This window comes from Streptomyces hyaluromycini, assembly GCF_002217755.1.
Lineage (GTDB): Bacteria > Actinomycetota > Actinomycetes > Streptomycetales > Streptomycetaceae > Streptomyces > Streptomyces hyaluromycini.
In genome coordinates this window covers 1,066,324-1,087,579 of sequence record NZ_BCFL01000016.1, presented here as the reverse complement: position 1 = coordinate 1,087,579, position 21,256 = coordinate 1,066,324, and the positions used below count along the sequence as shown (strand labels likewise).

Genomic DNA, 21,256 nt, shown 5'->3' with positions numbered 1-21,256 from the left:
CTACCCCCGGCACGCCGAGAGCACGCACCTGACGCCGCGAGGCCGCCCTCCGGGCGACGACGGGAATTGTCAGACAGGCCCTAGGGGCGCGGGGAACTGCGCAAAACCACCTACAACCCGCACCCCGTAACCGGACATCAGCCCCTACGAAGCGACCGGCCGAAGTCCGCGGCAAGTGGCATCCGCAACCCGATCGGCGGCGGCGCAGCCAACGCGTCCTCCACCGGCCGCGACACCGCCCGCCCGTACAGCGCCCCCATGACGAAGTCCGAAGCGAGAGCGAGGACTTCGTCCCGGTGCTGATGCAACCCGTGGCCGTCCGAGTGCACCTCGAACCGGCACACCTCCCGATTCGCCTTCTTCGCCCGCGCCGCCAGCCGGAACGACAGCTCCGGGTCGGTCCGTTCGTCGTTCGTGCCGTGCACGATCAACACCCGCCGCCCCACCAGCTGGCGAACCGGTTCCTCGGGCGCCGCCACGTCCGCCTCGGGCAGCCAGGGGGCGATGGAGACAACGGAGTTGACGGCCTCGTGCCCGCCCGCGTGCAGCGCGGCCCGCCCGCCCATCCCGACGCCGAGCAGGCACACCGGCACATCGCCGTAGCGCCGTACCACCTCGTCCGCCGCCCAGGTCGCGTCCCCCGCGAGATGTGCCTCGCTGCCGTTCCAGCCGCGATAGCGGTAGTGGACGACGTGCGCGGCCAGCCCCTCGCCGCGGCCGTCGCGGGCGAGCCGGCGGCCGAGCGCGCGGACGAGGGCCGTCGCCCATACGAGGGACGGCTTGCGCGCGGAGACCTCCTCCCCGCCGGGGAGGAGCAGGACCGCTCCGGTCGCCGTCGTCGGTTCCTGGCCGACTGCCCTGCTCAGGCTGGCCGTTCGGGCCGGCGTCGCTTGCTGTGCCATGACAGAACAGTGTCAGAAGAGGCGGTGTACGCGACCCGTGCGTGCGGTCACCATTGCGTATCGACGGAAACGGGAATCTCCGAGTACCGAGCGATCTACGCGCGTAGGAGTTACAGTGCGGAAATGACGAGCCAGAGCACCGCGAACATCCCGACGCCGGACCAGATCCGCCGGGCGCCGAAGGTTCTGCTGCACGACCACCTCGACGGCGGCCTGCGTCCGGGCACCGTCGCCGACCTCGCCCGGGAGACCGGGTACTCCGGCCTCCCCGAGGCCGACCCGGACAAGCTCGGCATCTGGTTCCGCGAGGCCGCCGACTCCGGTTCGCTGGAGCGGTACCTGGAGACGTTCTCGCACACCGTCGGTGTCATGCAGACCCGGGACGCCCTCGTCCGGGTCGCCCGCGAGTGCGCCGAGGACCTCGCCGAGGACGGCGTCGTCTACGCCGAGGTGCGGTACGCCCCCGAGCAGCACCTGGAGCAGGGCCTCTCCCTCGAAGAGGTCGTCGAGGCCGTCAACGAGGGCTTCCGGCAGGGCGAGGCCCTGGCCCGGGAGAACGGCCGGCGGATCCGGGTCGGCGCCCTGCTCACCGCCATGCGGCACGCGGCCCGCTCCCTGGAGATCGCCGAGCTCGCCAACCGCTACCGGGACCTGGGCGTGGTGGGCTTCGACATCGCCGGGGCGGAGGCGGGCTACCCGCCCACCCGGCACCTCGACGCCTTCGAGTACCTCAAGCGGGAGAACAACCACTTCACCATCCACGCCGGCGAGGCCTTCGGGCTGCCGTCCATCTGGCAGGCGCTCCAGTGGTGCGGTGCCGACCGGCTCGGCCACGGGGTGCGGATCATCGACGACATCCAGGTCCACGAGGACGGCACGGTCAAGCTCGGCCGGCTGGCGTCGTACGTCCGCGACAAGCGGATCCCGCTGGAGCTGTGCCCCAGCTCCAACCTCCAGACCGGGGCCGCCGACTCCTATGCCGGGCATCCGATCGGACTGCTGCGCCGGCTGCACTTCCGGGCCACCGTGAACACCGACAACCGGCTGATGTCCGGGACCAGCATGACCCGGGAATTCGAGCACCTCGTCGAGGCGTTCGGTTACACGCTCGAAGACCTGCAGTGGTTCTCCGTCAATGCGATGAAATCAGCGTTCATTCCTTTCGATGAACGGCTTGCCATGATCAATGACGTCGTCAAGCCCGGTTATGCGGAGCTGAAATCCGAATGGCTGTTCCGGCAGACCGCCTCCACCAGCGGTTCTGCCGATCCGGAGGGCTGATCGGCAATCCGGGCGGGGAACGGAATGCGGACGGACCTTCACCGTCCGTCCGCATTTCGGTGTTTGCGGCGGGCGGCCCGGCATGTTTACGGTCGAGGACCGCTCAGCGCGTTATCGATCCCCGTCACCGCATTCCAAGGACGCATTTAACGATGAAGCAGTCTGCTGCCAAGACCCTCGGTGTCGCCGCCCTCGGTGCCGCCTTCGCCGCCGTCGGCGCGGGCGCGGCCAACGCGGCCCCGGCCGTCCCGGACGCCTCGCAGGCCCTGGGCACCGTCACCAAGACGCTGCCGGCCGAGAACGTCGCCAAGGCCCTGCCGGGTGCCGGCGGGGCCCTCGCGCAGGGGCAGACCGCCCTGGGTGCCGGCCTGACCGCCGTCCAGCCCGCCGTCGAGCAGGTCCTCGCCGACGGCCCGGCCAAGCCCGTCGCCGGCCGCCTCGGCGGACTGCCGGTCCAGGGCCTGCCCACGCACGGCCTGCCGATCAACGGGATTCCGCTCGGCTGACCTCTCCCCGGTCGATCGGACCGCCGTTGGGGCGCCCCGGTGTCTACCGGAGCGCCCCAACGGCTTTTTCGTACCAGGGGATTACCAGGCCGTGGCCTTCTCCTCGGAGGGGAGGAGGATCCACAGCGCTATGTAGAGCAGGAACTGCGGGCCCGGCAGCAGGCAGGACAGCAGGAAGATCACCCGCATCGTGGTCGCGGAGGTGCCGAAGCGCCGGGCCAGCGCGGCGCACACTCCGCCGATCATGCGGCCATGGGTGGGGCGGGCGAGGCTGGACATCTGCGGCTCCTTCGTGAGCGTCCGGTGCGAGGCGGCCCGTGCGGCCCCTCGTCTGGCCTCCACACTACGGAGACGAACCGGGTCGAAGCGTCGCTCTACGGGGCGATCCCGACCCTGGGAATCGTCGGGGTACGACCCTGAGCCGCTTCCTCCTGGGGGAGGGCGGCCGGCCGCCGCCGCTCACCCCGCCGACGGAGCCGGGCGCGGGCCGCCGGAACCACCGCCAGATGCGCGACGACGACGCCGGCCGTGTTGAGGAGTATCGAGTCGACGTCCACCACACGGCCGGGCACCCCGGTCTGCAGCAGGGCTATGCCCAGCGAGATCATGGCGCCCGCGGCGGCCGAACTGATCAGGGAGGCGAGCGGGGAGACCCGGAGTTTCCCGTGCGTCATCGGCAGCAGCACACCCAGCGGGGCCAGCAGCGCGAGACCCTCGCCGATCCGGTGCGCCGCCTCGCGCCAGCCCAGCGCCAGGTCGGCACGGATACCGGCGAAGGGGTGCAGGTTCGCGGGCATCACCCAGGGCACGTCCAGCGGCCGCAGCATCAGCCAGGCGACGAACACGAGATGTGCGACAAGGAGGACACCCCCTGCCACACGGACGCGGATCGCGGCGCTGCCGCCGATGGAGCCTTGACGCTGCACGCCCCCCAAGACGCGCCCGCGCACACGATCGGTTCCGGATGCGAGAGTGAGGCCTCAAACACACACCCCTGACGAACCGCCCCTGACGAACCGCCCCTGACGAACCGTCCCTATCGAGGCGCCCCAGGAGACGCGCCCCAAAGGGGCGCGGGGCTGTATCAATATGCGGCTCCGCCGCGTGGGCGCGAGCAACCACCCACAACCCGCACTCGCCCCACACCCTTGAGCGGCGCCCCCTCAGGCGCCCAGAACACCCCTCACCCAGAAGCCACCTCAGTGGACGGCGGCCGATTCCCACTCGGCGCATTACGCACGGCGTCTGTGCACTCGTACCGCCGCAACGCCTCCCTCCCCGGCCCGCCCAGGATCACCGACCCGTCCCCCTCCGCGGCCGCCGAGTCGGACAGCGTGCACACGATCTGGGCGAGCGCGTACGACGTCAGCTGCGGCGGCGACGTACTCAGCCGCAGCGTGTCGTCGGGATCCCCGGCCCGAGGCCCCCAGACGCTCATCCCGCCCCGCACGGACGTCGTGTAGCCGGCCTCCTTCTCGGCGGCCGACGGCGTCTCGGCGAGCTGGTCGAGCAGCCCCTGGGCGACTGTCACCCGCCGCTTGGCGTCCGCCGAACCGTCGGGGACGCGCACCTCCCGGTCGACGGTCACCAGTGAGGAACCGCACAGCAGGAACACCTGCACCGGCACCCCGTGCTCGTCCTGCGCCGACAGATCCGGCTGGGTCATCGAGCACGGCACCCGCGAGGGCGCCCCGCCGAAGTCGGTCGGCACCTCGGTGGCCCGGATCCCGCACCCGGAGAGCGCGAGCGCGAGCCCGGCGACGGCCAGCACCGGCCCGCCCCGCCGTCGTACCGCCCGGAGTCCTCGTACCTGCATCAGGCGCCCTTCTCCCCGGAGTCGTTGCTCTCCTCCGCCAGCTGTGAGGCGTCCCGGGGCAGCCGGAGCGTGAACACCGCGCCGCCCTCCGGGGAGTTCGCGGCGGTGATCGAGCCGCCGTGGATGCGGGCGTTCTCCGTCGCGATGGACAGGCCCAGGCCGCTGCCCTCGGAGCGCGGCCGGGAGGCGCTGGCCTTGTAGAACCGGTCGAAGACATGCGGGAGCACGTCCTCCGGGATCCCCGGACCGTGGTCCCGTACGGCGATGACCAGTACCTCTGCGTCGATCCGCACCGACACCCGCACCGGCGAACCGCCGTGCTTGAGCGCGTTGCCGATCAGGTTGGCGAGGATGACGTCGAGGCGGCGCGGGTCGAGGCGGGCGTGGACGCCGCGCTCGGCGTCCAGATCCACCGCGTCCAGCCACGCGCGGGCGTCGATGCAGGCGGTGATCTGGTCGGCGATGTCGACGTCGTCCAGGACCAGACGGGCCGTGCCGGCGTCGAAGCGGGTGACCTCCATCAGGTTCTCGACGAGGTCGTTGAGGCGGCGCGTCTCGCTGACGACCAGGCGGACGGCGGGCTCGATCATCGGGTCCACCGAGCCGGACTCCGCCTCCAGTTCCTCCTCCAGGATCTCCGTCACGGCGGTGATCGCGGTGAGCGGAGTACGCAGTTCATGGCTCATGTCCGCGACGAACCGCCGTGACGCGTCGTCCCGCGCGGCCATGTCGTCGACGCGTTTCTCCAGCGCCTCGGCCGCGTCGTTGAACGTCCGGGACAGATCCGCGAGTTCGTCCGTCCCCGACACCCGCAGCCGGGTGTCCAGCTTGCCCTCGCCGAGCCGCCGCGCGGCGACTCCCAGCCGGTGCACCGGCTTCAGCACGGTCGTGGCGGCGGCCTGCGCCAGCAGCGCCGAGCCGATCAGCGCCAGCCCGGTCGCGATCCCCAGCGACCACGCCAGCGAGTTGAGGTCCTTCGCCTCCGGCTCCAGGGACTTCATCATGTAGCCGGTCGGCCCGCCGCCGATCAGCCGCGTCCCGGCGACGAGATACGGCGTGCCGTGGTCGACGACCCGCTGCCAGTACAGGTGGTACGTCGCCTTGTTGCTGTCCGTCACCTTCTGCTGCTTGTCGACGGCCTTCCGCAGCGACGTCGGCACGTCGTCGAGCGCGAACGCGCTGAGCCCGTCCGAACTGCCGTACACCGTCTTGCCGTTGGTGTCGTCGCCGACCAGCAGCACGCTGAACCGCTGGCTGCTGTTGGCCATCTGCCCGGCCGTGCGCTGGAGTTCGTCCTGCGTCGGATGCACGGGCAGCGCGCCGGCCCGGTTCTGCATCTCCTGCTGGAAGTCGCGCAGCACCGCGTCCTGGGTACGGGTGAGCACGGCCTCGCGGTTGAGCCAGTACGCGATGCCGGACGCGGACACGGCGGCGGTCAGCGCGACGAGCCCGAAGACGACGACGAGCCGGAGCCGCAGACTGGTGAAGCGCAGCCGGGACATGGCTCCCTTGCGATCCGCGGCCCAGCCGCGGAGACCCCCTTGCCGGTCCGTCACTGAGGGGCGTCCAGGCGGTAGCCGACACCGCGCACGGTACGGATCAGGGTCGGGGACGAGGGCACGTCCTCCACCTTGGCGCGCAGCCGCTGCACACACGCGTCCACGAGCCGCGAGTCACCGAGGTAGTCGTGCTCCCAGACCAGCCGCAGCAACTGCTGCCGGGACAGCGCCTGCCCCGGCCGCCGGCTCAGTTCGAGCAGCAGCCGCAGCTCGGTGGGCGTCAGCTGGAGGTCCTCGCCGTTCTTCGTCACGGTCATCGCGGACCGGTCGATGACGACGTTGCCGTAGGTCGCCGAGTCGCTGGACTCCCGCTCCCCACGGCGCAGCACGGCCCGGATCCGGGCGTCGAGCACCCGGCCCTGGACGGGTTTGACGACATAGTCGTCGGCCCCGGACTCCAGCCCGACCACCACGTCGATGTCGTCACTGCGCGCGGTCAGCAGAATGATCGGCAACTGGTCCGTGCGCCGGATCCGCCGGCACACCTCGAACCCGTCGATGCCGGGCAGCATGACATCGAGGACGATCAGATCGGGCCGCTGCTCACGCAACAGCTTCAGACCGTCCTCACCGGTCGCAGCGGTGGCCACCCGGTGTCCCTGGCGCGTCAGTGAGAGCTCCAGGGCCGTACGGATGGCGTCGTCGTCCTCGATCAGCAACAGGGAAGGCACGGGCTCATTCTGGCCCATGCAGGGCCCGTCGTACGACCTGTGCGGCCCGCAGCTCTCCGCAAACCTCTGTAGCGCCACCGCCTGTGCATGGTCTGTGGACGCTCTGTGCCGGACCCCTGTGACAGGTCTGTGACAGTCGGCGGATACGGCCGTGAAGGTGGCCCGGCAGAGTTCTCGGCACAGGCAACCGCGCAAGCGGACGGCCTGGGCAAGCCGAACTACCGGAAGTCCACGACGGGGGGCGCGAGATGAACACGCTGATCAGCCACAGCACCAGCGCAGTGATCACGCGTCTGCACGACGTGAACCGGGGTTCCGAGAAGTCCGGTGCCGTGAGCGGGCGGGGGTGCGCTCGCGGCACCGGACGTCAGCACACCGGCTACATGACGGTGGTTGACAGCTTCACGGGGGAAGCACACGGGGGATCCGCGTACGGGGAGGACACGGGGGAGCGCCGCTCGCTGACCGAGGCGGAGTTCACCGCCTACGTCCAGGAGCGCCGCGCCTCCCTGTACGCGACCGCCTACCACCTGACCGGTGACCGCTACGAGGCCGAGGACCTGCTGCAGAGCGCGCTGTTCTCGACGTACCGGGCATGGGACCGCATCAGCGACAAGGCGGCCGTGGGCGGTTACCTGCGACGCACGATGACCAACCTGCACATCAGCGCCTGGCGGCGCCGCAAGCTCAACGAGTACCCGACCGAGGAACTGCCGGAGACGCCCGGCGACACGGACGCGATGAGCGGCACCGAGCTGCGCGCGGTCCTGTGGCAGGCGCTCGCCCGGCTCCCCGAACTCCAGCGCACCATGCTGGTCCTGCGCTACTACGAGGGCCGCACGGACCCGGAGATCGCGGAGATCCTCGACATCAGTGTCGGCACGGTGAAGTCCAGCATCTGGCGGTCGCTCCGCCGGCTGCGCGAGGACGAGGTCCTCAGCTTCGGCCGTGACGAGGAGAACGCCTTCGGGGAGCTTGTCGCCTGAGGGTAAGGGGATCCGGGGGGATCCTGACGGGGGAAACCGGGGGAAACGGGGGACCTGGGGGAGGGTCCGGGGGGACCCACGGGAAACACGGGGGAAAGCGGGTCCGGGGGGACCTGGGGGAAGCACGGGGGAGCTCCGCCACGGGGGACACGGGGGTGTTCGGCGGAGCGACGGGGGAAGCGGGACTGGAGGGCCGGGGGGTCCATCCAGTCCCGCTTTCTTCGTTCGCCGCGACGGTCGGGCGACCAGGCGGTCAGGCGGCCGGTGTCCGGTCCTGGGTCTGCCGGCCCACCGCGGCCGCCGCCATCCGGCCCAGCGCCTCGTCCCGGTCGCACGGGTACGCGCCCAGGGACACCTGGCGGGCCACGATCGTGCGCTCCGCCCGCATCAGCCGCCAGCCGCGCCGCAGCAGGAACGGCACCGACTTGCGGCCCTCCTTGAGATCGCGCAGGAAACGGCGGCGGAACGTCTTCACCGGACCCCGGCTCAGGCAGAGCGCATCGGCCAGGAGCCCCAGCTCGCGGCAGCGGTCCACGATCTCGGCGGCGAAGATGCCCTCGGCGATGAACAGGGGGGTGCGGCCGATGTCCAGTGTCTCGGCGCCGGTGCGGGCGCTCAGTGCTATGTCATATACCGGTACGGGCGTCGACCCCGTCGCGCACAGCCGCCCGATCGCCTCGACCGCGACCTCCGCGTCCCAGGACTCCGGATGGTCCCAGTCGATGTCCGAACTCCCCGCCACCAACGGCAGAGTCGGGTCGTCGCCCTCCTTGTAGAAGTCGTCGAGGCGCAGGACGGGGAGCCCGGAACGGGCTGCGACGAGTGACTTGCCCGAGCCCGAAGGGCCGCACAGCAGCACGACGCGGGCGGGGGACGGGGGATGAATGCTCACGGAACACCAGTTTGACGTATGGGGAGCCTCCTGCCGACCCCGCGGGTCGGCTTTGGAGCGTGAGTCACACCTCAACTACCCTGTGCGCCGACACGATTACCCTGCGCACCAGAAGGTGGCACCAGTGATGCCCCGACACGCGTCCTCCCCGACCCCGACCGCCCGGCGCGCCCTGGCCGCCCTCGCCACGGCAGGTGTGGCGCTCGGCGCGGGCGCCGCGACGGCCGCCGCGGACACCCGGCCCGTGGTGGACGTGGTGCGGACCCGGCCCACCTCGCTCGGCCAGATCGACCCGCAGGCGGGCATGCAGGCACTGGGCGGCGTACTGCCGTACGTCACGGGCCCGGTGACGGGTCTGAAGCCCAACCCGCTCGCGGGCACGGGTGTCGACCCGCTGGACAACGGGGTGGGGACGCAGCTGGCCGACTTCAAGCCGCTGACGTCGAAGATGCTGACGGGGCCGCTGGCGCAGGCGCCGTCGATCGGCTCGATTCCGGTGGTGGGCCAGCTGCTGGGCTCGGTGCACTGAGCGCCCCGTAAGGGGCGCGGGCCGTGGTCGATATGCGGCTGGCGCCGCGTGGGCGCGACCGGCCACGAACGGCCCGCAGTTCCCCACCCGGAGGGAGTGGATCAGTACGAAGACCCCGACGCGCCCAGCGAGCCCGTCGGATGCCACACCGTCTTCGTCTCCAGGAACGCCGTCAGGCGGTCGAGGCCCGGTGTCGCCGTCCAGTCGTCCACAGGCTGTGGACGGAGGACGCGCTTCAGATTGTCGGCCGCCGCGATCTCCAGCTCCTTCGCCAGCACCTCGTCGGCGCCCGCGAGGTCGATCGCGTTGACGTCCTGGTGCGCGGCCAGCGGCGCCGCGATCTCCGCGGTACGGCCGGAGAGGACGTTGACGACTCCGCCGGGGACGTCGGAGGTGGCGAGCACCTCGGCGAGGGAGAGGGCCGGGAGCGGCGCCTTCTCGCTCGCGACGACGACGGCCGTGTTGCCGGTGGCGATCACGGGCGCGACCACCGACACCAGGCCCAGGAACGACGACTCCTGGGGGGCGACGACCGCCACCACACCCGTCGGCTCCGGCGTCGAGAGGTTGAAGAACGGGCCCGCGACCGGGTTGCCGCCGCCGACCACCTGGGCGATCTTGTCGGTCCAGCCCGCGTACCAGACCCAGCGGTCGACGGTCGCGTCCACGACGGCGGCGGCCTTGGACTTGCCGAGGCCCTCGGCGTCCGCGACCTCGCGCACGAACTGGTCCCGACGGCCCTCCAGCATCTCCGCGACGCGGTAGAGGACCTGGCCGCGGTTGTAGGCCGTGGCCCCGGACCAGCCGCCGAACGCCTTGCGCGCGGCGACGACCGCGTCCCGGGCGTCCTTACGGCTGGCCTGCGGTGCGTTGGCCAGCCACTTGCCCTTCGAGTCGGTCACCTCGTACACCCGGCCGCTCTCGGAACGCGGGAACTTCCCGCCGACGTACAGCTTGTAGGTCTTGAAGACAGTCAGGCGCTCATTGGTGCGGTCAACTGTGCTCATTTATCGCTTGCCCTCCGGGCTCGACGGGGCGAGGTATGCCTCCAGGCCGTGGCGACCGCCCTCGCGGCCGAAGCCCGACTCCTTGTACCCGCCGAACGGCGAGGTGGGGTCGAACTTGTTGAACGTGTTGGACCAGACGACGCCGGCGCGCAGCTTGCCCGCGACCGCCAGGATCCTCGACCCCTTCTCGGTCCAGATGCCGGCGGAGAGGCCGTACTGCGTGTTGTTGGCCTTCGCCACCGCCTCGTCCGGGGTGCGGAAGGTCAGGACCGAAAGGACCGGGCCGAAGATCTCGTCGCGGGCGATGGTGTGCGCCTGGGTGACGTTCGTGAAGAGAGTCGGGGCGAACCAGTAGCCGGAGGACGGGAGTTCGCAGGCCGGGGACCAGCGCTCGGCGCCCTCCGCCTCGCCCTGGTCGGCGAGCGTGGTGATCCGGGCCAGCTGCTCGGCGGAGTTGATCGCGCCGATGTCCGTGTTCTTGTCCAGCGGGTCGCCGAGCCGGAGCGTCGACAGCCGGCGCTTCAGGGAGTCGAGCAGCTCGTCGTGGATCGACTCCTGGACGAGGAGCCGGGAGCCCGCGCAGCAGACCTGGCCCTGGTTGAAGAAGATCCCGGTGACGATGCCTTCGACGGCCTGGTCGATCGGGGCGTCGTCGAAGACGATGTTGGCGCCCTTGCCGCCCAGCTCCAGGGTGACCTTCTTGCGGGTGCCCGCGACCGTGCGCGCGATCTCCTTGCCGACGGCGGTGGAGCCGGTGAAGGCGACCTTGTCGACGTCGGGGTGCGCGACGAGCGCGGCGCCCGCGTCGCCGTAGCCGGGGAGGATGTTGACGACGCCCTTGGGCAGGCCCGCCTGGCGGCAGATGTCCGCGAAGAAGAGCGCGGAGAGGGGGGTCGTCTCGGCGGGCTTGAGGACCACCGTGTTGCCGGTGGCCAGCGCCGGGGCGATCTTCCACGCCAGCATCAGGAGCGGGAAGTTCCACGGGATGACCTGGCCGGCCACGCCGAGCGGCCGCGGGTTCGCGCCGAAGCCGGCGTGGTCGAGCTTGTCGGCCCAGCCCGCGTAGTAGAAGAAGTGCGCGGCGACCAGGGGCAGGTCGGCGTCGCGGGTCTCCTTGATCGGCTTGCCGTTGTCCAGGGTCTCCAGGACGGCCAGCTCACGGCTGCGCTCCTGGATGATCCGGGCGATCCGGAAGAGGTACTTGGCGCGCTCGGAGCCCGGCAGCGCGGACCACTTCTCGAAGGCCTTGCGGGCGGCCTTCACGGCGCGCTCGACGTCCTCGGCGCCGGCCCGGGCGACCTCGGACAGCACCTCCTCGGTGCTCGGGCTGACCGTCTTGAAGACCTTGCCGTCGGCGGCCTCCGTGAACTCGCCGTCGATGAAGAGGCCGTAGGAGGGCGCGATGTCGACGACGGAGCGGGACTCGGGCGCCGGTGCGTACTCGAATGCGGTGGTCATCTTTTCCTTGGCCATGGTGATCAGTCCACCGTCACGTAGTCGGGGCCGGAGTAGCGGCCGGTGGCCAGCTTCTGACGCTGCATCAGCAGGTCGTTCAGGAGCGAGGAGGCGCCGAAGCGGAACCAGTGGTTGTCCAGCCAGTCCGCGCCCGCGGTCTCGTTCACCAGGACGAGGAACTTGATCGCGTCCTTGCTGGTCCGGATGCCGCCGGCGGGCTTGACGCCGACCTGGACGCCGGTCTGCGCCCGGAAGTCGCGCACGGCCTCCAGCATGAGGAGGGTGTTCGCCGGGGTGGCGTTGACGGCGACCTTGCCGGTCGACGTCTTGATGAAGTCGGCGCCCGCGAGCATGCCCAGCCAGGACGCCCGCCGGATGTTGTCGTACGTCGACAGCTCGCCGGTCTCGAAGATGACCTTCAGGCGGGCGGCGCCCGAGGCCTCCTTCACGGCGGTGATCTCTTCGTACACCTTCATGTAGTTGCCGGCGAGGAACGCGCCGCGGTCGATGACCATGTCGATCTCGTCGGCGCCGGCGCTCACGGCGTCGCGCACGTCGGCGAGCTTGACGTCGAGCGCCGCGCGGCCGGCCGGGAAGGCGGTGGCCACGGACGCGACCTTGACGGACGAGCCGGCGACGGCCTCCTTGGCGACGGCCACCATGTCGGGATAGACGCAGACGGCGGCCGTGGCGGGCGTCGTACGGTCCGTCGGGTCCGGGTGGACCGCCTTGGCGCCGAGCGCCCGGACCTTGCCCGGGGTGTCCGCGCCTTCCAGCGTCGTCAGGTCGACCATCGAGATGGCGAGGTCGATGGCGTACGCCTTCGCGGTGGTCTTGATGGAACGGGTGCCGAGGGAGGCGGCACGCGCCTCCAGGCCGACCGCGTCGACGCCGGGCAGCCCGTGGAGGAAGCGGCGCAGCGTGCTGTGGGACGCGGTGACGTCAGCAAGTGCGTGGGGTGCGGTGGTGGGCATGGTCACCAGCCGAGCATATCTACGCGCGTAGCGGCTGTACACCCCGAGGGAACGGTTCTTCTTGAGGCGGGGGATCTGCCCTGCCTCAAGGGGCGCCGGGGGTACCCCCGGCCGAAGGGCTGGGGGGGGAACCGCGCGGGCAACCATATTCGACCCGCACTCGCACACATTCGATGATGCCCCCACGGCGCCGATGCGAACGTCTGGGGCAGAATCGGCGCTATGACCACGCCCCTCGTCAAGGACCGCATCTACCGATCGCCCCAGGCGCTGATCGGCGGCGTACTGCTCCTCGCCATCGTCGGCTGGCTCGGCATCGACGCGCTGTTCCGGGGACACGGCCGTACCCCCTGGCTGGCCCTCGCCGCGCTCATCCTCCTCGTGCCGCTGGTCGTCGCCTTCACCCTGCGCCCCGCGGTGTTCGCGGGCGAGGACCGGCTGCGGGTGCGGAACCCGTTCCGGGTGATCACGCTGCCATGGGGGGAGATCGCCTCCCTGCGGTCCGGTTACTCGAACGAGGTGATCGCCAAGTCCGGTGCGAAGTACCAGCTGTGGGCGATCCCGGTGTCCCTGCGGAACCGCAAGAAGGCGGCGCGCCGGACGGCGAAGGCACAGGCGGACGCGCAGCGCGGGCGGCCGGGGGGCGCCGGGCGCGGGCTCGGCGGGTTCGGCGGGTTCGGTGCGTCCGGGGGGTTCGGGGGGCATGTCGAGCCCGAGCACGCGAGCGGGCCGATGCGCGCGGAGACCGACAAGGTCATGGACGACCTGCGGGAGATGCTGGAGAGCAGGGGGCCGGCGGAGTCGGCGCAGGGTGAGATCACGGTGCGGTGGGCGTACGAGGTGGCCGCGCCGGCGGTGGCGGGGGCGGTGTTGCTGGCGATTCTGCTGGCGGTGGGGTAGGCCGAAGGGGGGGCCGAGGGAGTGCGGGTGGTCGCCCGGGTGCGGCCCGGTGGGGGCCGTTCGCGCCCGCGCGGCGGAGCCGTACATGTCACAGCTCCGCGCCCCTGGGGGTTGCCGGTGCCGTGTGCCGGAGAGGTCCGGGCGCTTCAGGCCTCCTGACAGAAGTGGTGGGCTCGACCTGGGACCTGGCCGGCCGCGTAATCGCCCGCGGCAAACCCGGCGACGTCGGCGATCGTCCCCGGGATACTGGTCGCCCATGGATGAGGTCGAAGTCGTCGTCGCCCATTCCGAGCGCGCGACTCTGCGCGTCGGTGACGTGTTCCTGAAGGTGGACGCCGATCAGGCGCGCATCGACGTCGAGGTCGAGGTGATGTCCCTTGCGCCGGTCCCGACCCCTGAGGTCCTGTGGCGCAAGCCGCCCGTGCTCGCGCTCGCCGCACTCCCGGGGACGACGCTCGGGCGCCTCGGCGGGCCGTCGACCGGGTCGCCGACGGCGTGGGCCGCGGCGGGCGCCGCCATCCGGAAGCTGCACGACGCGCCCCTGCCGCCCCGGACGGGCCGGGCCGGCCGGAGCGTCGCCGCACTGGCGGCGGAACTCGACGACGAGTGCGAGCTGCTCGTGGCGAACGGCCTCCTGCCCGCCGGCCTGGTCACCCGCAACCGACAGGTCGCCGAGGCCGCGCTCCGGCCGTGGACTGCGGCGTTCACGCACGGCGACCTGCAGATCGCGCACGTCTTCGTCGACGGCGACGAGGTCACGGGCATCATCGACTGGTCCGAGGCGGGCCAGGGCGATGCCCTGTACGACCTCGCCACCTTCACGCTCGGCCACGAGGAGCACCTCGACGACGTCGTCGCCGGCTATGGCACCGACATCGACCTCGACGTGATCCACGCGTGGTGGTCGTTGCGCAGCCTGCTGATAGTTCGCTGGCTGGCCGAGCACGGCTTCGACCCGTTCGCGCCGGGCTGTGAGGTCGACGTGCTGAGATCCCGGATGTGAGACTGCGCGGGCCCGGTGCGGGGCGAAAGCGCGAGGCGGCACACGACTCGGCATGCCGAGGCCTAGGGTTCTCGTATGGGGGAGTTCATAGTGGAGGCGCTGCTCAGCGCGGTGTTCGCCGGCGCCACCGTTGCCGTAGGGCGCGATGCCCGGCGAGTTCACGGAGTTCGTCGGCGTGGGATCCGGACGACCGGCATCGTCATCGACATCCGGGAGACGACGGACGGCGACGGGGACGCGCAGCTGTACCCCCAGGTCCGCTACACGCTCCCGGACGGCCGAAAGGTCACGGGTGAGGGCGGAGGACACGCGATACGCAGCCCACTGTCAGAGGGCGACGGAGTAGAGCTTCTGTACCGGCCGGAGGATCCCGAGCGGATCATCCTGATCGCCTACGACAGACACATGAACATCTGGGTCTACGGTGGGCTGTCCCTGCTCCTGGGAGCCATGGCACTGCTCTGTGCACTCTCGGCGGTTGTCTCCCTGTCGCAGTCCGCCTGAGCGGGTTCCCGCGGGGCCGCCCTGCGTGCCGGCCGTCAGTCGTCGGTCTTGATCTTCTTCATGGCGAGGTGGGACCCGACGCGCAGGATGCCGGGGAGGCCGGTGAGTTTGCCGGTGAGGAAGGTGTTGTACGCCGCGTCGTCGGCGACGGCGACGCCGACGTTGGCGCCGCAACAACGCCCTGCTGAGCATCATCGGCGGCACCGTCGTCAGCGTGGCCCTGGCCGGCACCCTCTTCGCCGGCTGAGCCCATAGAGTGGACTGTACGGTCCACTGTGCGGAGGTCGGGCGATGCGGGGCAGGGAACTGACGGCCAAGGGGAAGGCCACCCGGGGCCGGATCGTCGCGGGGGCCGCCGGGGTGCTGCGGGAACGGGGGGTCGGCTCGGTGACCCTCGACGACGTCATGGCGCGGACCGGCACCAGCAAGAGCCAGCTCTTCCACTACTTCCCGGACGGCAAGGACGGACTGCTGCTCGCCGTCGCGCGGTTCGAGGCGGAGCAGGTGCTGGAGGACCAGCAGCCGTATCTCGGCCGCCTCGCATCCTGGGAGGACTGGGAACGGTGGCGGGACGCCGTGATCGCCCGCTACGAGGCGCAGGGCGACACCTGCCCGCTCGGGTCGCTGTTCCTCCAGGTCGGGCGGTCGACGCCGGGTGCGCGGGCGATCGTGGTCGAGCTGATGCGGAAGTGGCAGGAGAGCCTGGCGGCGGGCATCCGCGCGGTGCAGGCGAACGTCGGTCCCGGGACCGACGTGGACGTCGACGCACGGGCCGCCGCCCTGCTCGCCGCGATCCAGGGCGGGGTGTCCATCCTCCTGTCGACGGGGCGGTCCGCCCATCTGCGGGCCGCCCTCGACCAGGGGATCGCGGACCTGCGGCGCGACCTGGAGCCGGCCGGGGCGGCTAGGCCGCGATGACGGCAGCGGTCGTGCGGCCGCCGTCCACGTCGAGCACGATGCCGTGCACGAACGACGACTCGTCGGCCGCCAGATACACCGCCGCGCTCGCGATCTCGTCCGGCGTGCCCATCCGGCCCGCCGGCGTCCCCTTCATCATGACCTCGGCGAGGCTGGCGTCCTCGGCGTCCGCCGCCAGCACCACACCCGGCGAGATCGCGTTCACCCGTACCCCCCGCGGCCCGAACTCCGCGGCCCAGGCGCGGGTCAGCGTCTCCACGGCCCCCTTGGTGGAGCTGTAGAGCGCGCCGACGGGGATGCCGAGGCGCGCGATCCAGGACCCCAGATTGACGATCGCCCCGCCGCCGGCCTCCGCCATGGCGGGCGCGACGGCCGCCGTCAGGAAGAACGGGGCCTTGACGTTGACCGCGTAGACCTGGTCGAAGGTCTTCTCGTCGGTGGCGGTGGTCGCGTCGCCGGGATAGATGCCCGCGTTGTTGACGAGGACGTCGATACGGCCGCCCAGGACCCGCGTCGCCTCTTCGGCGAGCGCCCGCGAGGCGGCGGCGCTGCCGTCCAGGTCGGCCCGCACGAAGTCGGCACGGCCGCCGCGGGAACGGATCCCCTCGACCACCTCCGCCCCACGCACGCCACTACGCCCCGAGACGACGACATGCGCCCCCTCGGCGGCAAAGGCCTCCGCGATCGCCCGCCCGATGTTGCTGGTCGCACCGGTCACCAGCGCGGTCCTGCCCGTCAGCCGCATGGTCATGATCAACCCTCCGTGTCACTCGCTGTCCCCGTCGGACGCGGCCCACTGTGCGCCCGGGAAAATGGACTAGCAAGTCCAGAAAACGGGGAGCTCGAATCCGGCGGGCGTCTCCGGCCTCACGGCAGTAGGCGGCTCGGACGGCCGATTCCCGCCAGAGTCGGGTCGGCGTCGACGTCCTCGCCGTGATCCCTGGTCAGCGCGGCCAGCAGCTCGGGGTCGGAGTAGACCTCGGCGGTGTGCTGCCAGGCGATGAGCAACTGGGCGACGGAGGCACTGTTGCCGACCGAGTCGGCGGCGCGCATGGTGTCGACCAGTTCGACGGCGAAGGCGTGGAGATCGGGCTCGGGCAGGAAGCGGACCCAGGGGAAGGCGTCCGGCAGTATGTCGAGAAGCAGTTCCATGCTGCCGGGTTCCCGGCGCGCCATCGCGGCCAGCATCCGGGTGGCCGCGGACACCACGGTCTGGTCCTGCTCGGCTCGCGCGGCGGTGGTGAGAACCAGGTCCTCACCGTCTCTGCGGTGCAGGAGCAGTCTCGGTGAATCCTGGAGCCGGGCGAGTGTCTGCTTGTTCTTGTTCACCAGCTCGGAGAAGTTCACGGCTGCGCTCTCGGCACTCATGACTTTGAAACTACTTCGAAACTCGCTCGGGCGCCATCGCACGTACGAGTGATCACGCCGCCGTCGATCCGGCATGGAGGATCTTGTGATGCGCGGCGGTACGTTGTGCTGATGCCTGATTCCCTGCCACCCGGCGGTGCCGTTCTCGACGCTGACGAACTGACCGCCCGCTGGGCGGACCCGTGGCGGCCGGAACAGGTCGCGGCCCGCTTGGGTGGGGTCGGCGTGCCCTGGTGTGTTGCGGCCGGGTGGGCTCTGGACCTTTTCCGTGGCGGGCAGTCGAGGCCCCACGGCGATCTGGAGATCGCCATTCCTGCGGCCGGGTTCGCGGAGGTGCGGGACCGCTTCCCCGAGTACGTGTTTGACGCGGTGGGCTCGGGACGGGTCTGGGAAAGGGCAGAAGACGAGGTGCTCGCGGCAACGCACCAGACGTGGCTGCGGGATCCGGCGAGCGGGCGGTTCCTCTTCGACGTCTTCCGCGAGCCGCACGAGGGCGGGACATGGATCTGCCGACGGGACGAAAGCCTGCGGCTGCCGTACGCCGCGGTCATCGACAGGAGTGCGGACGGCGTCCCCTACCTTGTCCCGGAGCTGGTGCTGTTGTTCAAGGCGAAGGAGACACGGCCCAAGGACCACGCCGACTTCGACGGGGTGCTGCCGCTGCTGAGCCGGACACGGCGCGAAGCTCTCAACGGGTGGCTGACGCGCATACATCCCGGACACCCCTGGCTGGTGAGGCTGGCCATGCAGTGACGAGGACCAACTGCCCCGCGCTCAGCGGCCCGGTTGCGCCGTGTACGAGACGAAGTCCGCCCAGGCGGTGGGCCGGAGGGTGAGGTGAGGGCCGGAGGGGTATTTGGAGTCGCGTATGTGGATCGTGGTCGGGGTGGGGGCTATCTCGACGCACGAGGATGCTTCCTCGCTGTAGGTGGACTTCTGCCAGGTGAGTTCTGTCATGGCTCGGCTCTCAGGTGTCCTGTGCGATGCGGTGGATGAGGTCGCGGGAATCCTCGGGCTCCAGGGTGGACTCCTGCATGCGGTCGAGGATGAGTCGGTACTTGGCCAACTGTGCTGCCGAGTCAACGAGTTCGCTGCCGTGGGCGGCGTCGAGCTGCGCCGTGTCCAGGGCGGGGACGGGGCCGTAGGCGTAGTCGAGCCCGTGGCCCACCGTGGGGAACGCGGTGCCGTCGAACGGGATCACCCGGACAGTGACGTGCGGGAGTTCGCTCATCTTCGCCAAGTGGTCCAACTGGGCTCGGGCTACGTCCCGGCCACCGAATCGCATGCGCAGAGCGGCCTCGTGAATGATCGCCGTGTACGGGGTCGGTCGCTCGCGGTGGAGGGCGGCCTGGCGCTTGATGCGATGGGAGATGCGGTACTCGATCTCGTGCGGTCGCAACTCGGGGACCACCTGGCGGAACAGTGTGCGGGCCTGCTCCGGGGTCTGGAGCAGGCCAGGGATGTTGATGACCTGGGCCACTCGCAGGGCGACGGCGTGGTGCTCCATCTCCGCAAGGTCCAGTGAGTGAGGCGGCAGAGTGCCCCGGTACTCCTCCCACCAGCCGCGGTCCCGGTGGCCCGCCATGGCCACGAGTGCGTCGATCAGGGCCGAGTCTGTACAGCTGTAGTTGTCGGCGAGTGTGCGGACACGCTGTTCGCTGAGGCCGAAGCGGCCCGTCTCGATGTTGCTGATGCGTGCCTGGTTCGCGCCGATCATCTCGCCGGCTTCCCGGGCGGTGAGACCCGTTTTCTCGCGGAGCTTGCGCAGCTCGGCGCCCAGGCGCAGCTGCCGTGCCGTGGGTGTCTGCCGTGGCGGCATGTTCTTCCGCTCCTTCGCCTTGCTTCGTACACGGTCACCCACAGGAGTGCAGCGTCGCATGTATCGGCAGATTTCGTAGAAACCATTCTACGGCTACCGCTACGGTGAAACCCGAGCCGCTCAACTCCCGCCCCATAAGCCGGAAGCGCACCGCGCCGCCCTGTCCGCGCGCGGCACTGCCACCGCCCGGTCGGATTGTCGAGGGAACCGAGTCCTCCCACCGTAGGAGCCGTTCATGGTCACCGTAGCCCCGCACGACACCTGGGTGTACGCCCTCCGCCTGCCCCATGACCCCCGCGCCGCACGTGTCGCACGTATGACCGTACGGTCCGTGTTGGACAGTCACGGCAGAGGTGAAGTCCTTGATGCTGTACAGCTGTTGACGTCCGAACTCGTCGCCAATGCCTACCTGTACAGCGGCGGACCCGTTTCGCTGCGCCTCACCGCGCTCGCGGACGGGCGGCTGCGGGTCGGGGTCTGGGACAGTCATCCGCATGTCCCCGCCCCTTTCGGCGAACCGCCCTGGAATCGGGTGCCGCCCGTGCCGGCGGACGCTGAGAGCGGGCGTGGGCTGTGTCTGGTGACGGAGTACGCCGACCGATGGGGTGGCCTGGCGCTGGGGGACGGCCCCCTGAAGTGCGGCGCCGGGAAGCTGCTCTGGTTCGAGGTGGGCGGGAAGGGGAGCCCGTGACGGAGTGTCTCGTGTGCGGCGTCGAGGGTCGGGGATCGCCAGGTCCTCTCGCCAGGCCCTACAGGTGCGGCTCCGGTCGCAGGACGAGGTCGAGCAGTCCCGGGAAGCGCGCCTCGAACTCCGCTCGCCGCAGGCGGTTGACCCGGCGCGGCCCCTCGTCCCGCTGTTCGACGAGGCCGGCCGCCCGCAGTACGGAGAAGTGGTGGCTGAGGGCGGCCTTGCCGACGGGCACGTCGAAGCTGCCGCAGCTGCGGGACCACTCGGCGTCGGCGGCCAGCTCCCTGACGAGCGTGAGGCGTACAGGGTCGGCGAGCGCGGCGAGCGCGGTGAGGACGGGTACCTCGTCGGGGTGGGTGTGCTCGGGGGCGGCCCGATGGCTCGTGCCGGCCATGCCGTCCTCCTCACTGCCGTGTTCTGCTTGCCGAGTGTTCGATGAAAACCATACACTCCCGAGTGTTCGATTCATGTTGAACACTCGCTGAGGGGTGTGTGCCATGCGCGCGGTCGAGTTGCAGGAATACGGCGGTCCTGAGGTCCTGAAGGCGGTGGCGGCGGACGTCCCCGAGCCGGGCCCGGGTGAGGTGAGCATCGACGTGGCGTACGCGGGCGTGAACTTCGCCGACCTCAAGGCACGTTCGGAGGGCTACCGCGTGCCGGGCCTGCCGTTCCGCCCGGGACTGGAGGTCTCGGGCCGGGTCAGGGCCCTCGGCGCCGGCGTCACGGACCTCGCCGTCGGCCAGGAGGTGGCCGCGCTGACACAGGGCGGCGCCTACGCGGACGTGGCCGTGACGGAGGCGGCGACGGTCTTCGCGCTGCCGGCAGGGGCGGACCTGCGCACCGGAGCCACGCTCCCGTCCGTCCTGCCGACGGCATACGCCCTCGTCCACACCGTCGGGCGCCTCCAGCCCGGCGAGACCGTCCTCGTGCAGGGTGCGGCGGGCGGGGTCGGCACGGCGGCCGGGCAACTGGCGAAGGCGGCGGGCGCGGCCGCGGTGTACGGCGTGGTGTCGAGCGCGGCGAAGGCGGCGTATGCGCGGGACCACGGCTACGACGAGGTCTTCGTCGGCGACTTCGAGGAGCCGGTCCAGGAGGCCACCGGCGGCCGGGGCGTCGACCTGGCCCTCGACCCCGTCGGCGGCAGGACGCTGCGCGCGAGCCTGTCGTCCCTGGCCCGCTTCGGCCGCCTGGTCTCCTACGGCAACGCGAGCGGCGAACCGGCCTGGACGGCGGGCCAGCCGGAGCTGTATCCGCGGGGCCTGTCGGTCGCCGGTTTCTCCATCCTGACGCTCGCCCAGACGGCGCCGGACGTGCTGCGGGAGCTGTCCGCCCGGGCCTTCGCGAAGGCGGTGGACGGCACGGTGACCCTGCCGGTCACGGCCGAGTTCGCGCTGGAGGAGGCGGCGGAGGCGCACCGCCTGATGGGCGCCCGGACGAGCACGGGGAAGCTCCTGTTGCGGGTCGCGGGCTAGCGGGCC

At 71.0% G+C, this 21,256-nt stretch carries 26 protein-coding genes and 1 pseudogene; 11 read left to right on the top strand and 16 right to left on the bottom strand.

Features of this window, described 5'->3' with window-relative positions; all coding sequences use genetic code 11:
- Positions 1-137: 137 nt before the first annotated feature.
- Entirely contained in the window at positions 138-902 is a 765-nt protein-coding gene (locus SSP29_RS54990) for a prolyl oligopeptidase family serine peptidase (RefSeq protein WP_089099212.1), read from the bottom strand.
- Between the two features lie 123 nt (positions 903-1,025).
- Between SSP29_RS54990 and SSP29_RS54985 the strand changes: the two genes are divergently transcribed.
- Both SSP29_RS54985 and SSP29_RS04970 read left to right on the top strand, forming a co-directional pair.
- Positions 1,026-2,183: an adenosine deaminase gene (locus SSP29_RS54985; protein WP_089099211.1), complete on the top strand. Its 1,158-nt coding sequence runs from the start codon at positions 1,026-1,028 to the stop codon at positions 2,181-2,183.
- 152 nt (positions 2,184-2,335) lie between these two features.
- Positions 2,336-2,689 carry an ATP-binding protein gene (locus SSP29_RS04970; RefSeq protein WP_089099210.1) on the top strand — a complete coding sequence of 118 codons (354 nt, stop codon included), beginning with the start codon at positions 2,336-2,338 and terminating at the stop codon, positions 2,687-2,689.
- An 81-nt stretch (positions 2,690-2,770) separates the two neighbouring features.
- Here the strand turns inward: SSP29_RS04970 and SSP29_RS04965 are convergent, their stop codons facing one another.
- The 5 genes from SSP29_RS04965 to afsQ1 form a co-directional block, all read right to left on the bottom strand.
- Positions 2,771-2,968: a PspC domain-containing protein gene (locus tag SSP29_RS04965; protein ID WP_089099209.1), complete on the bottom strand. Its 198-nt coding sequence runs from the start codon at positions 2,966-2,968 to the stop codon at positions 2,771-2,773.
- A gap of 95 nt (positions 2,969-3,063) precedes the next feature.
- Entirely contained in the window at positions 3,064-3,615 is a 552-nt protein-coding gene (locus tag SSP29_RS04960) for a VanZ family protein (RefSeq protein ID WP_089099208.1), read from the bottom strand.
- A gap of 257 nt (positions 3,616-3,872) precedes the next feature.
- Positions 3,873-4,505, bottom strand: coding sequence for a hypothetical protein (locus tag SSP29_RS04955; protein WP_089099207.1), 633 nt, complete (start codon positions 4,503-4,505; stop codon positions 3,873-3,875).
- A complete protein-coding gene (locus tag SSP29_RS04950; RefSeq protein WP_089099206.1) occupies positions 4,505-6,061 on the bottom strand; it encodes an ATP-binding protein in 1,557 nt (518 codons plus the stop codon). The genes SSP29_RS04955 and SSP29_RS04950 overlap by 1 nt, the downstream gene beginning before the upstream one ends.
- Entirely contained in the window at positions 6,058-6,735 is a 678-nt protein-coding gene (gene afsQ1, locus SSP29_RS04945; RefSeq protein WP_174855921.1) for a two-component system response regulator AfsQ1, read from the bottom strand. Before afsQ1 ends, SSP29_RS04950 begins: the two co-directional genes overlap by 4 nt.
- 248 nt (positions 6,736-6,983) lie before the next feature.
- Here afsQ1 and SSP29_RS04940 point away from each other — a divergent pair, with 248 nt between their 5' ends.
- On the top strand, positions 6,984-7,721 hold the full coding sequence (locus SSP29_RS04940; RefSeq protein ID WP_089099204.1) for a SigE family RNA polymerase sigma factor: 738 nt from the start codon (positions 6,984-6,986) through the stop codon (positions 7,719-7,721).
- Between the two features lie 253 nt (positions 7,722-7,974).
- Here SSP29_RS04940 and SSP29_RS04935 read toward each other — a convergent pair whose 3' ends face one another.
- Positions 7,975-8,613 (bottom strand): uridine kinase family protein, encoded by a 639-nt coding sequence (locus tag SSP29_RS04935; RefSeq protein ID WP_150133563.1) that lies wholly within the window; start codon positions 8,611-8,613, stop codon positions 7,975-7,977.
- Between the two features lie 127 nt (positions 8,614-8,740).
- Between SSP29_RS04935 and SSP29_RS04930 the strand changes: the two genes are divergently transcribed.
- On the top strand, positions 8,741-9,142 hold the full coding sequence (locus SSP29_RS04930) for a hypothetical protein (protein WP_089099203.1): 402 nt from the start codon (positions 8,741-8,743) through the stop codon (positions 9,140-9,142).
- A 101-nt stretch (positions 9,143-9,243) separates the two neighbouring features.
- On the opposite strand, the gene SSP29_RS04925 is transcribed toward SSP29_RS04930, so the two are convergent.
- Genes SSP29_RS04925 through deoC form a run of 3 tightly spaced genes read right to left on the bottom strand, consistent with a single transcriptional unit; the run spans position 9,244 to position 12,584 of the window.
- Positions 9,244-10,149, bottom strand: a complete 906-nt coding sequence (locus SSP29_RS04925) for an aldehyde dehydrogenase family protein (RefSeq protein ID WP_089099202.1) — start codon at positions 10,147-10,149, stop codon at positions 9,244-9,246.
- Positions 10,150-11,607, bottom strand: coding sequence for an aldehyde dehydrogenase family protein (locus tag SSP29_RS04920; RefSeq protein WP_089099201.1), 1,458 nt, complete (start codon positions 11,605-11,607; stop codon positions 10,150-10,152).
- Between the two features lie 20 nt (positions 11,608-11,627).
- A complete protein-coding gene (gene deoC / locus SSP29_RS04915; protein ID WP_089099200.1) occupies positions 11,628-12,584 on the bottom strand; it encodes a deoxyribose-phosphate aldolase in 957 nt (318 codons plus the stop codon).
- A gap of 216 nt (positions 12,585-12,800) precedes the next feature.
- Here deoC and SSP29_RS04910 point away from each other — a divergent pair, with 216 nt between their 5' ends.
- The 3 genes from SSP29_RS04910 to SSP29_RS04900 all read left to right on the top strand — a co-directional run bounded on the left by SSP29_RS04910 (position 12,801) and on the right by SSP29_RS04900 (position 14,985).
- Positions 12,801-13,478 carry a PH domain-containing protein gene (locus tag SSP29_RS04910; protein WP_089099199.1) on the top strand — a complete coding sequence of 226 codons (678 nt, stop codon included), beginning with the start codon at positions 12,801-12,803 and terminating at the stop codon, positions 13,476-13,478.
- A gap of 256 nt (positions 13,479-13,734) precedes the next feature.
- Positions 13,735-14,481, top strand: coding sequence for a phosphotransferase family protein (locus SSP29_RS54975; RefSeq protein ID WP_089099198.1), 747 nt, complete (start codon positions 13,735-13,737; stop codon positions 14,479-14,481).
- Between the two features lie 75 nt (positions 14,482-14,556).
- Positions 14,557-14,985, top strand: a complete 429-nt coding sequence (locus SSP29_RS04900) for a DUF3592 domain-containing protein (RefSeq protein ID WP_089099197.1) — start codon at positions 14,557-14,559, stop codon at positions 14,983-14,985.
- A gap of 35 nt (positions 14,986-15,020) precedes the next feature.
- Here the strand turns inward: SSP29_RS04900 and SSP29_RS61680 are convergent.
- A pseudogene (locus SSP29_RS61680) lies at positions 15,021-15,128 on the bottom strand (Lrp/AsnC family transcriptional regulator); the annotation flags it as partial.
- Positions 15,129-15,276: 148 nt separating this feature from the next.
- Between SSP29_RS61680 and SSP29_RS04890 the strand changes: the two are divergent.
- A complete protein-coding gene (locus SSP29_RS04890) occupies positions 15,277-15,903 on the top strand; it encodes a TetR/AcrR family transcriptional regulator (RefSeq protein WP_089099196.1) in 627 nt (208 codons plus the stop codon).
- Here the strand turns inward: SSP29_RS04890 and SSP29_RS04885 are convergent.
- Complete coding sequence (locus SSP29_RS04885) at positions 15,890-16,654, bottom strand: SDR family NAD(P)-dependent oxidoreductase (protein WP_150133559.1); 765 nt, start codon at positions 16,652-16,654, stop codon at positions 15,890-15,892. The genes SSP29_RS04890 and SSP29_RS04885 overlap by 14 nt on opposite strands.
- 116 nt (positions 16,655-16,770) lie before the next feature.
- A complete protein-coding gene (locus SSP29_RS04880; RefSeq protein WP_089099195.1) occupies positions 16,771-17,271 on the bottom strand; it encodes a hypothetical protein in 501 nt (166 codons plus the stop codon).
- 111 nt (positions 17,272-17,382) lie between these two features.
- Between SSP29_RS04880 and SSP29_RS04875 the strand changes: the two genes are divergently transcribed.
- Positions 17,383-18,024, top strand: coding sequence for a nucleotidyltransferase domain-containing protein (locus SSP29_RS04875; protein WP_089099810.1), 642 nt, complete (start codon positions 17,383-17,385; stop codon positions 18,022-18,024).
- A gap of 21 nt (positions 18,025-18,045) precedes the next feature.
- On the opposite strand, the gene SSP29_RS04870 is transcribed toward SSP29_RS04875, so the two are convergent.
- Both SSP29_RS04870 and SSP29_RS04865 read right to left on the bottom strand, forming a co-directional pair.
- Positions 18,046-18,228 carry a DUF397 domain-containing protein gene (locus tag SSP29_RS04870; protein ID WP_089099194.1) on the bottom strand — a complete coding sequence of 61 codons (183 nt, stop codon included), beginning with the start codon at positions 18,226-18,228 and terminating at the stop codon, positions 18,046-18,048.
- Between the two features lie 10 nt (positions 18,229-18,238).
- Entirely contained in the window at positions 18,239-19,090 is an 852-nt protein-coding gene (locus SSP29_RS04865; protein ID WP_089099193.1) for a helix-turn-helix domain-containing protein, read from the bottom strand.
- Between the two features lie 235 nt (positions 19,091-19,325).
- On the opposite strand from SSP29_RS04865, the gene SSP29_RS04860 reads away from it, so the two are divergent.
- Positions 19,326-19,781 (top strand): ATP-binding protein, encoded by a 456-nt coding sequence (locus tag SSP29_RS04860; protein WP_089099192.1) that lies wholly within the window; start codon positions 19,326-19,328, stop codon positions 19,779-19,781.
- A 58-nt stretch (positions 19,782-19,839) separates the two neighbouring features.
- Here SSP29_RS04860 and SSP29_RS54965 read toward each other — a convergent pair whose 3' ends face one another.
- Positions 19,840-20,172 (bottom strand): ArsR/SmtB family transcription factor, encoded by a 333-nt coding sequence (locus SSP29_RS54965; protein ID WP_089099191.1) that lies wholly within the window; start codon positions 20,170-20,172, stop codon positions 19,840-19,842.
- A gap of 103 nt (positions 20,173-20,275) precedes the next feature.
- Here SSP29_RS54965 and SSP29_RS04850 point away from each other — a divergent pair, with 103 nt between their 5' ends.
- Entirely contained in the window at positions 20,276-21,250 is a 975-nt protein-coding gene (locus SSP29_RS04850; RefSeq protein ID WP_089099190.1) for a quinone oxidoreductase family protein, read from the top strand.
- Positions 21,251-21,256 lie beyond the last annotated feature (6 nt).

Coding starts and splice junctions, on each gene's coding strand:
- SSP29_RS04875 (WP_089099810.1), top strand. CDS start 17,383: ATGCCTGATTCCCTGCCACCCGGCGGTGCCGTTCTCGACGCTGACGAA.
- SSP29_RS04940 (WP_089099204.1), top strand. CDS start 6,984: ATGAACACGCTGATCAGCCACAGCACCAGCGCAGTGATCACGCGTCTG.
- SSP29_RS04965 (WP_089099209.1), bottom strand. CDS start 2,968: ATGTCCAGCCTCGCCCGCCCCACCCATGGCCGCATGATCGGCGGAGTG.
- SSP29_RS04880 (WP_089099195.1), bottom strand. CDS start 17,271: ATGAGTGCCGAGAGCGCAGCCGTGAACTTCTCCGAGCTGGTGAACAAG.
- SSP29_RS04865 (WP_089099193.1), bottom strand. CDS start 19,090: ATGCCGCCACGGCAGACACCCACGGCACGGCAGCTGCGCCTGGGCGCC.
- SSP29_RS04900 (WP_089099197.1), top strand. CDS start 14,557: ATGGGGGAGTTCATAGTGGAGGCGCTGCTCAGCGCGGTGTTCGCCGGC.
- SSP29_RS04930 (WP_089099203.1), top strand. CDS start 8,741: ATGCCCCGACACGCGTCCTCCCCGACCCCGACCGCCCGGCGCGCCCTG.
- SSP29_RS54990 (WP_089099212.1), bottom strand. CDS start 902: ATGGCACAGCAAGCGACGCCGGCCCGAACGGCCAGCCTGAGCAGGGCA.
- SSP29_RS04910 (WP_089099199.1), top strand. CDS start 12,801: ATGACCACGCCCCTCGTCAAGGACCGCATCTACCGATCGCCCCAGGCG.
- SSP29_RS04850 (WP_089099190.1), top strand. CDS start 20,276: ATGCGCGCGGTCGAGTTGCAGGAATACGGCGGTCCTGAGGTCCTGAAG.
- SSP29_RS04955 (WP_089099207.1), bottom strand. CDS start 4,505: ATGCAGGTACGAGGACTCCGGGCGGTACGACGGCGGGGCGGGCCGGTG.
- SSP29_RS54985 (WP_089099211.1), top strand. CDS start 1,026: ATGACGAGCCAGAGCACCGCGAACATCCCGACGCCGGACCAGATCCGC.
- SSP29_RS54965 (WP_089099191.1), bottom strand. CDS start 20,172: ATGGCCGGCACGAGCCATCGGGCCGCCCCCGAGCACACCCACCCCGAC.
- SSP29_RS04885 (WP_150133559.1), bottom strand. CDS start 16,654: ATGACCATGCGGCTGACGGGCAGGACCGCGCTGGTGACCGGTGCGACC.
- SSP29_RS04890 (WP_089099196.1), top strand. CDS start 15,277: ATGCGGGGCAGGGAACTGACGGCCAAGGGGAAGGCCACCCGGGGCCGG.
- SSP29_RS04870 (WP_089099194.1), bottom strand. CDS start 18,228: ATGACAGAACTCACCTGGCAGAAGTCCACCTACAGCGAGGAAGCATCC.
- SSP29_RS54975 (WP_089099198.1), top strand. CDS start 13,735: ATGGATGAGGTCGAAGTCGTCGTCGCCCATTCCGAGCGCGCGACTCTG.
- SSP29_RS04925 (WP_089099202.1), bottom strand. CDS start 10,149: ATGAGCACAGTTGACCGCACCAATGAGCGCCTGACTGTCTTCAAGACC.
- SSP29_RS04920 (WP_089099201.1), bottom strand. CDS start 11,607: ATGACCACCGCATTCGAGTACGCACCGGCGCCCGAGTCCCGCTCCGTC.
- SSP29_RS04970 (WP_089099210.1), top strand. CDS start 2,336: ATGAAGCAGTCTGCTGCCAAGACCCTCGGTGTCGCCGCCCTCGGTGCC.
- SSP29_RS04860 (WP_089099192.1), top strand. CDS start 19,326: ATGGTCACCGTAGCCCCGCACGACACCTGGGTGTACGCCCTCCGCCTG.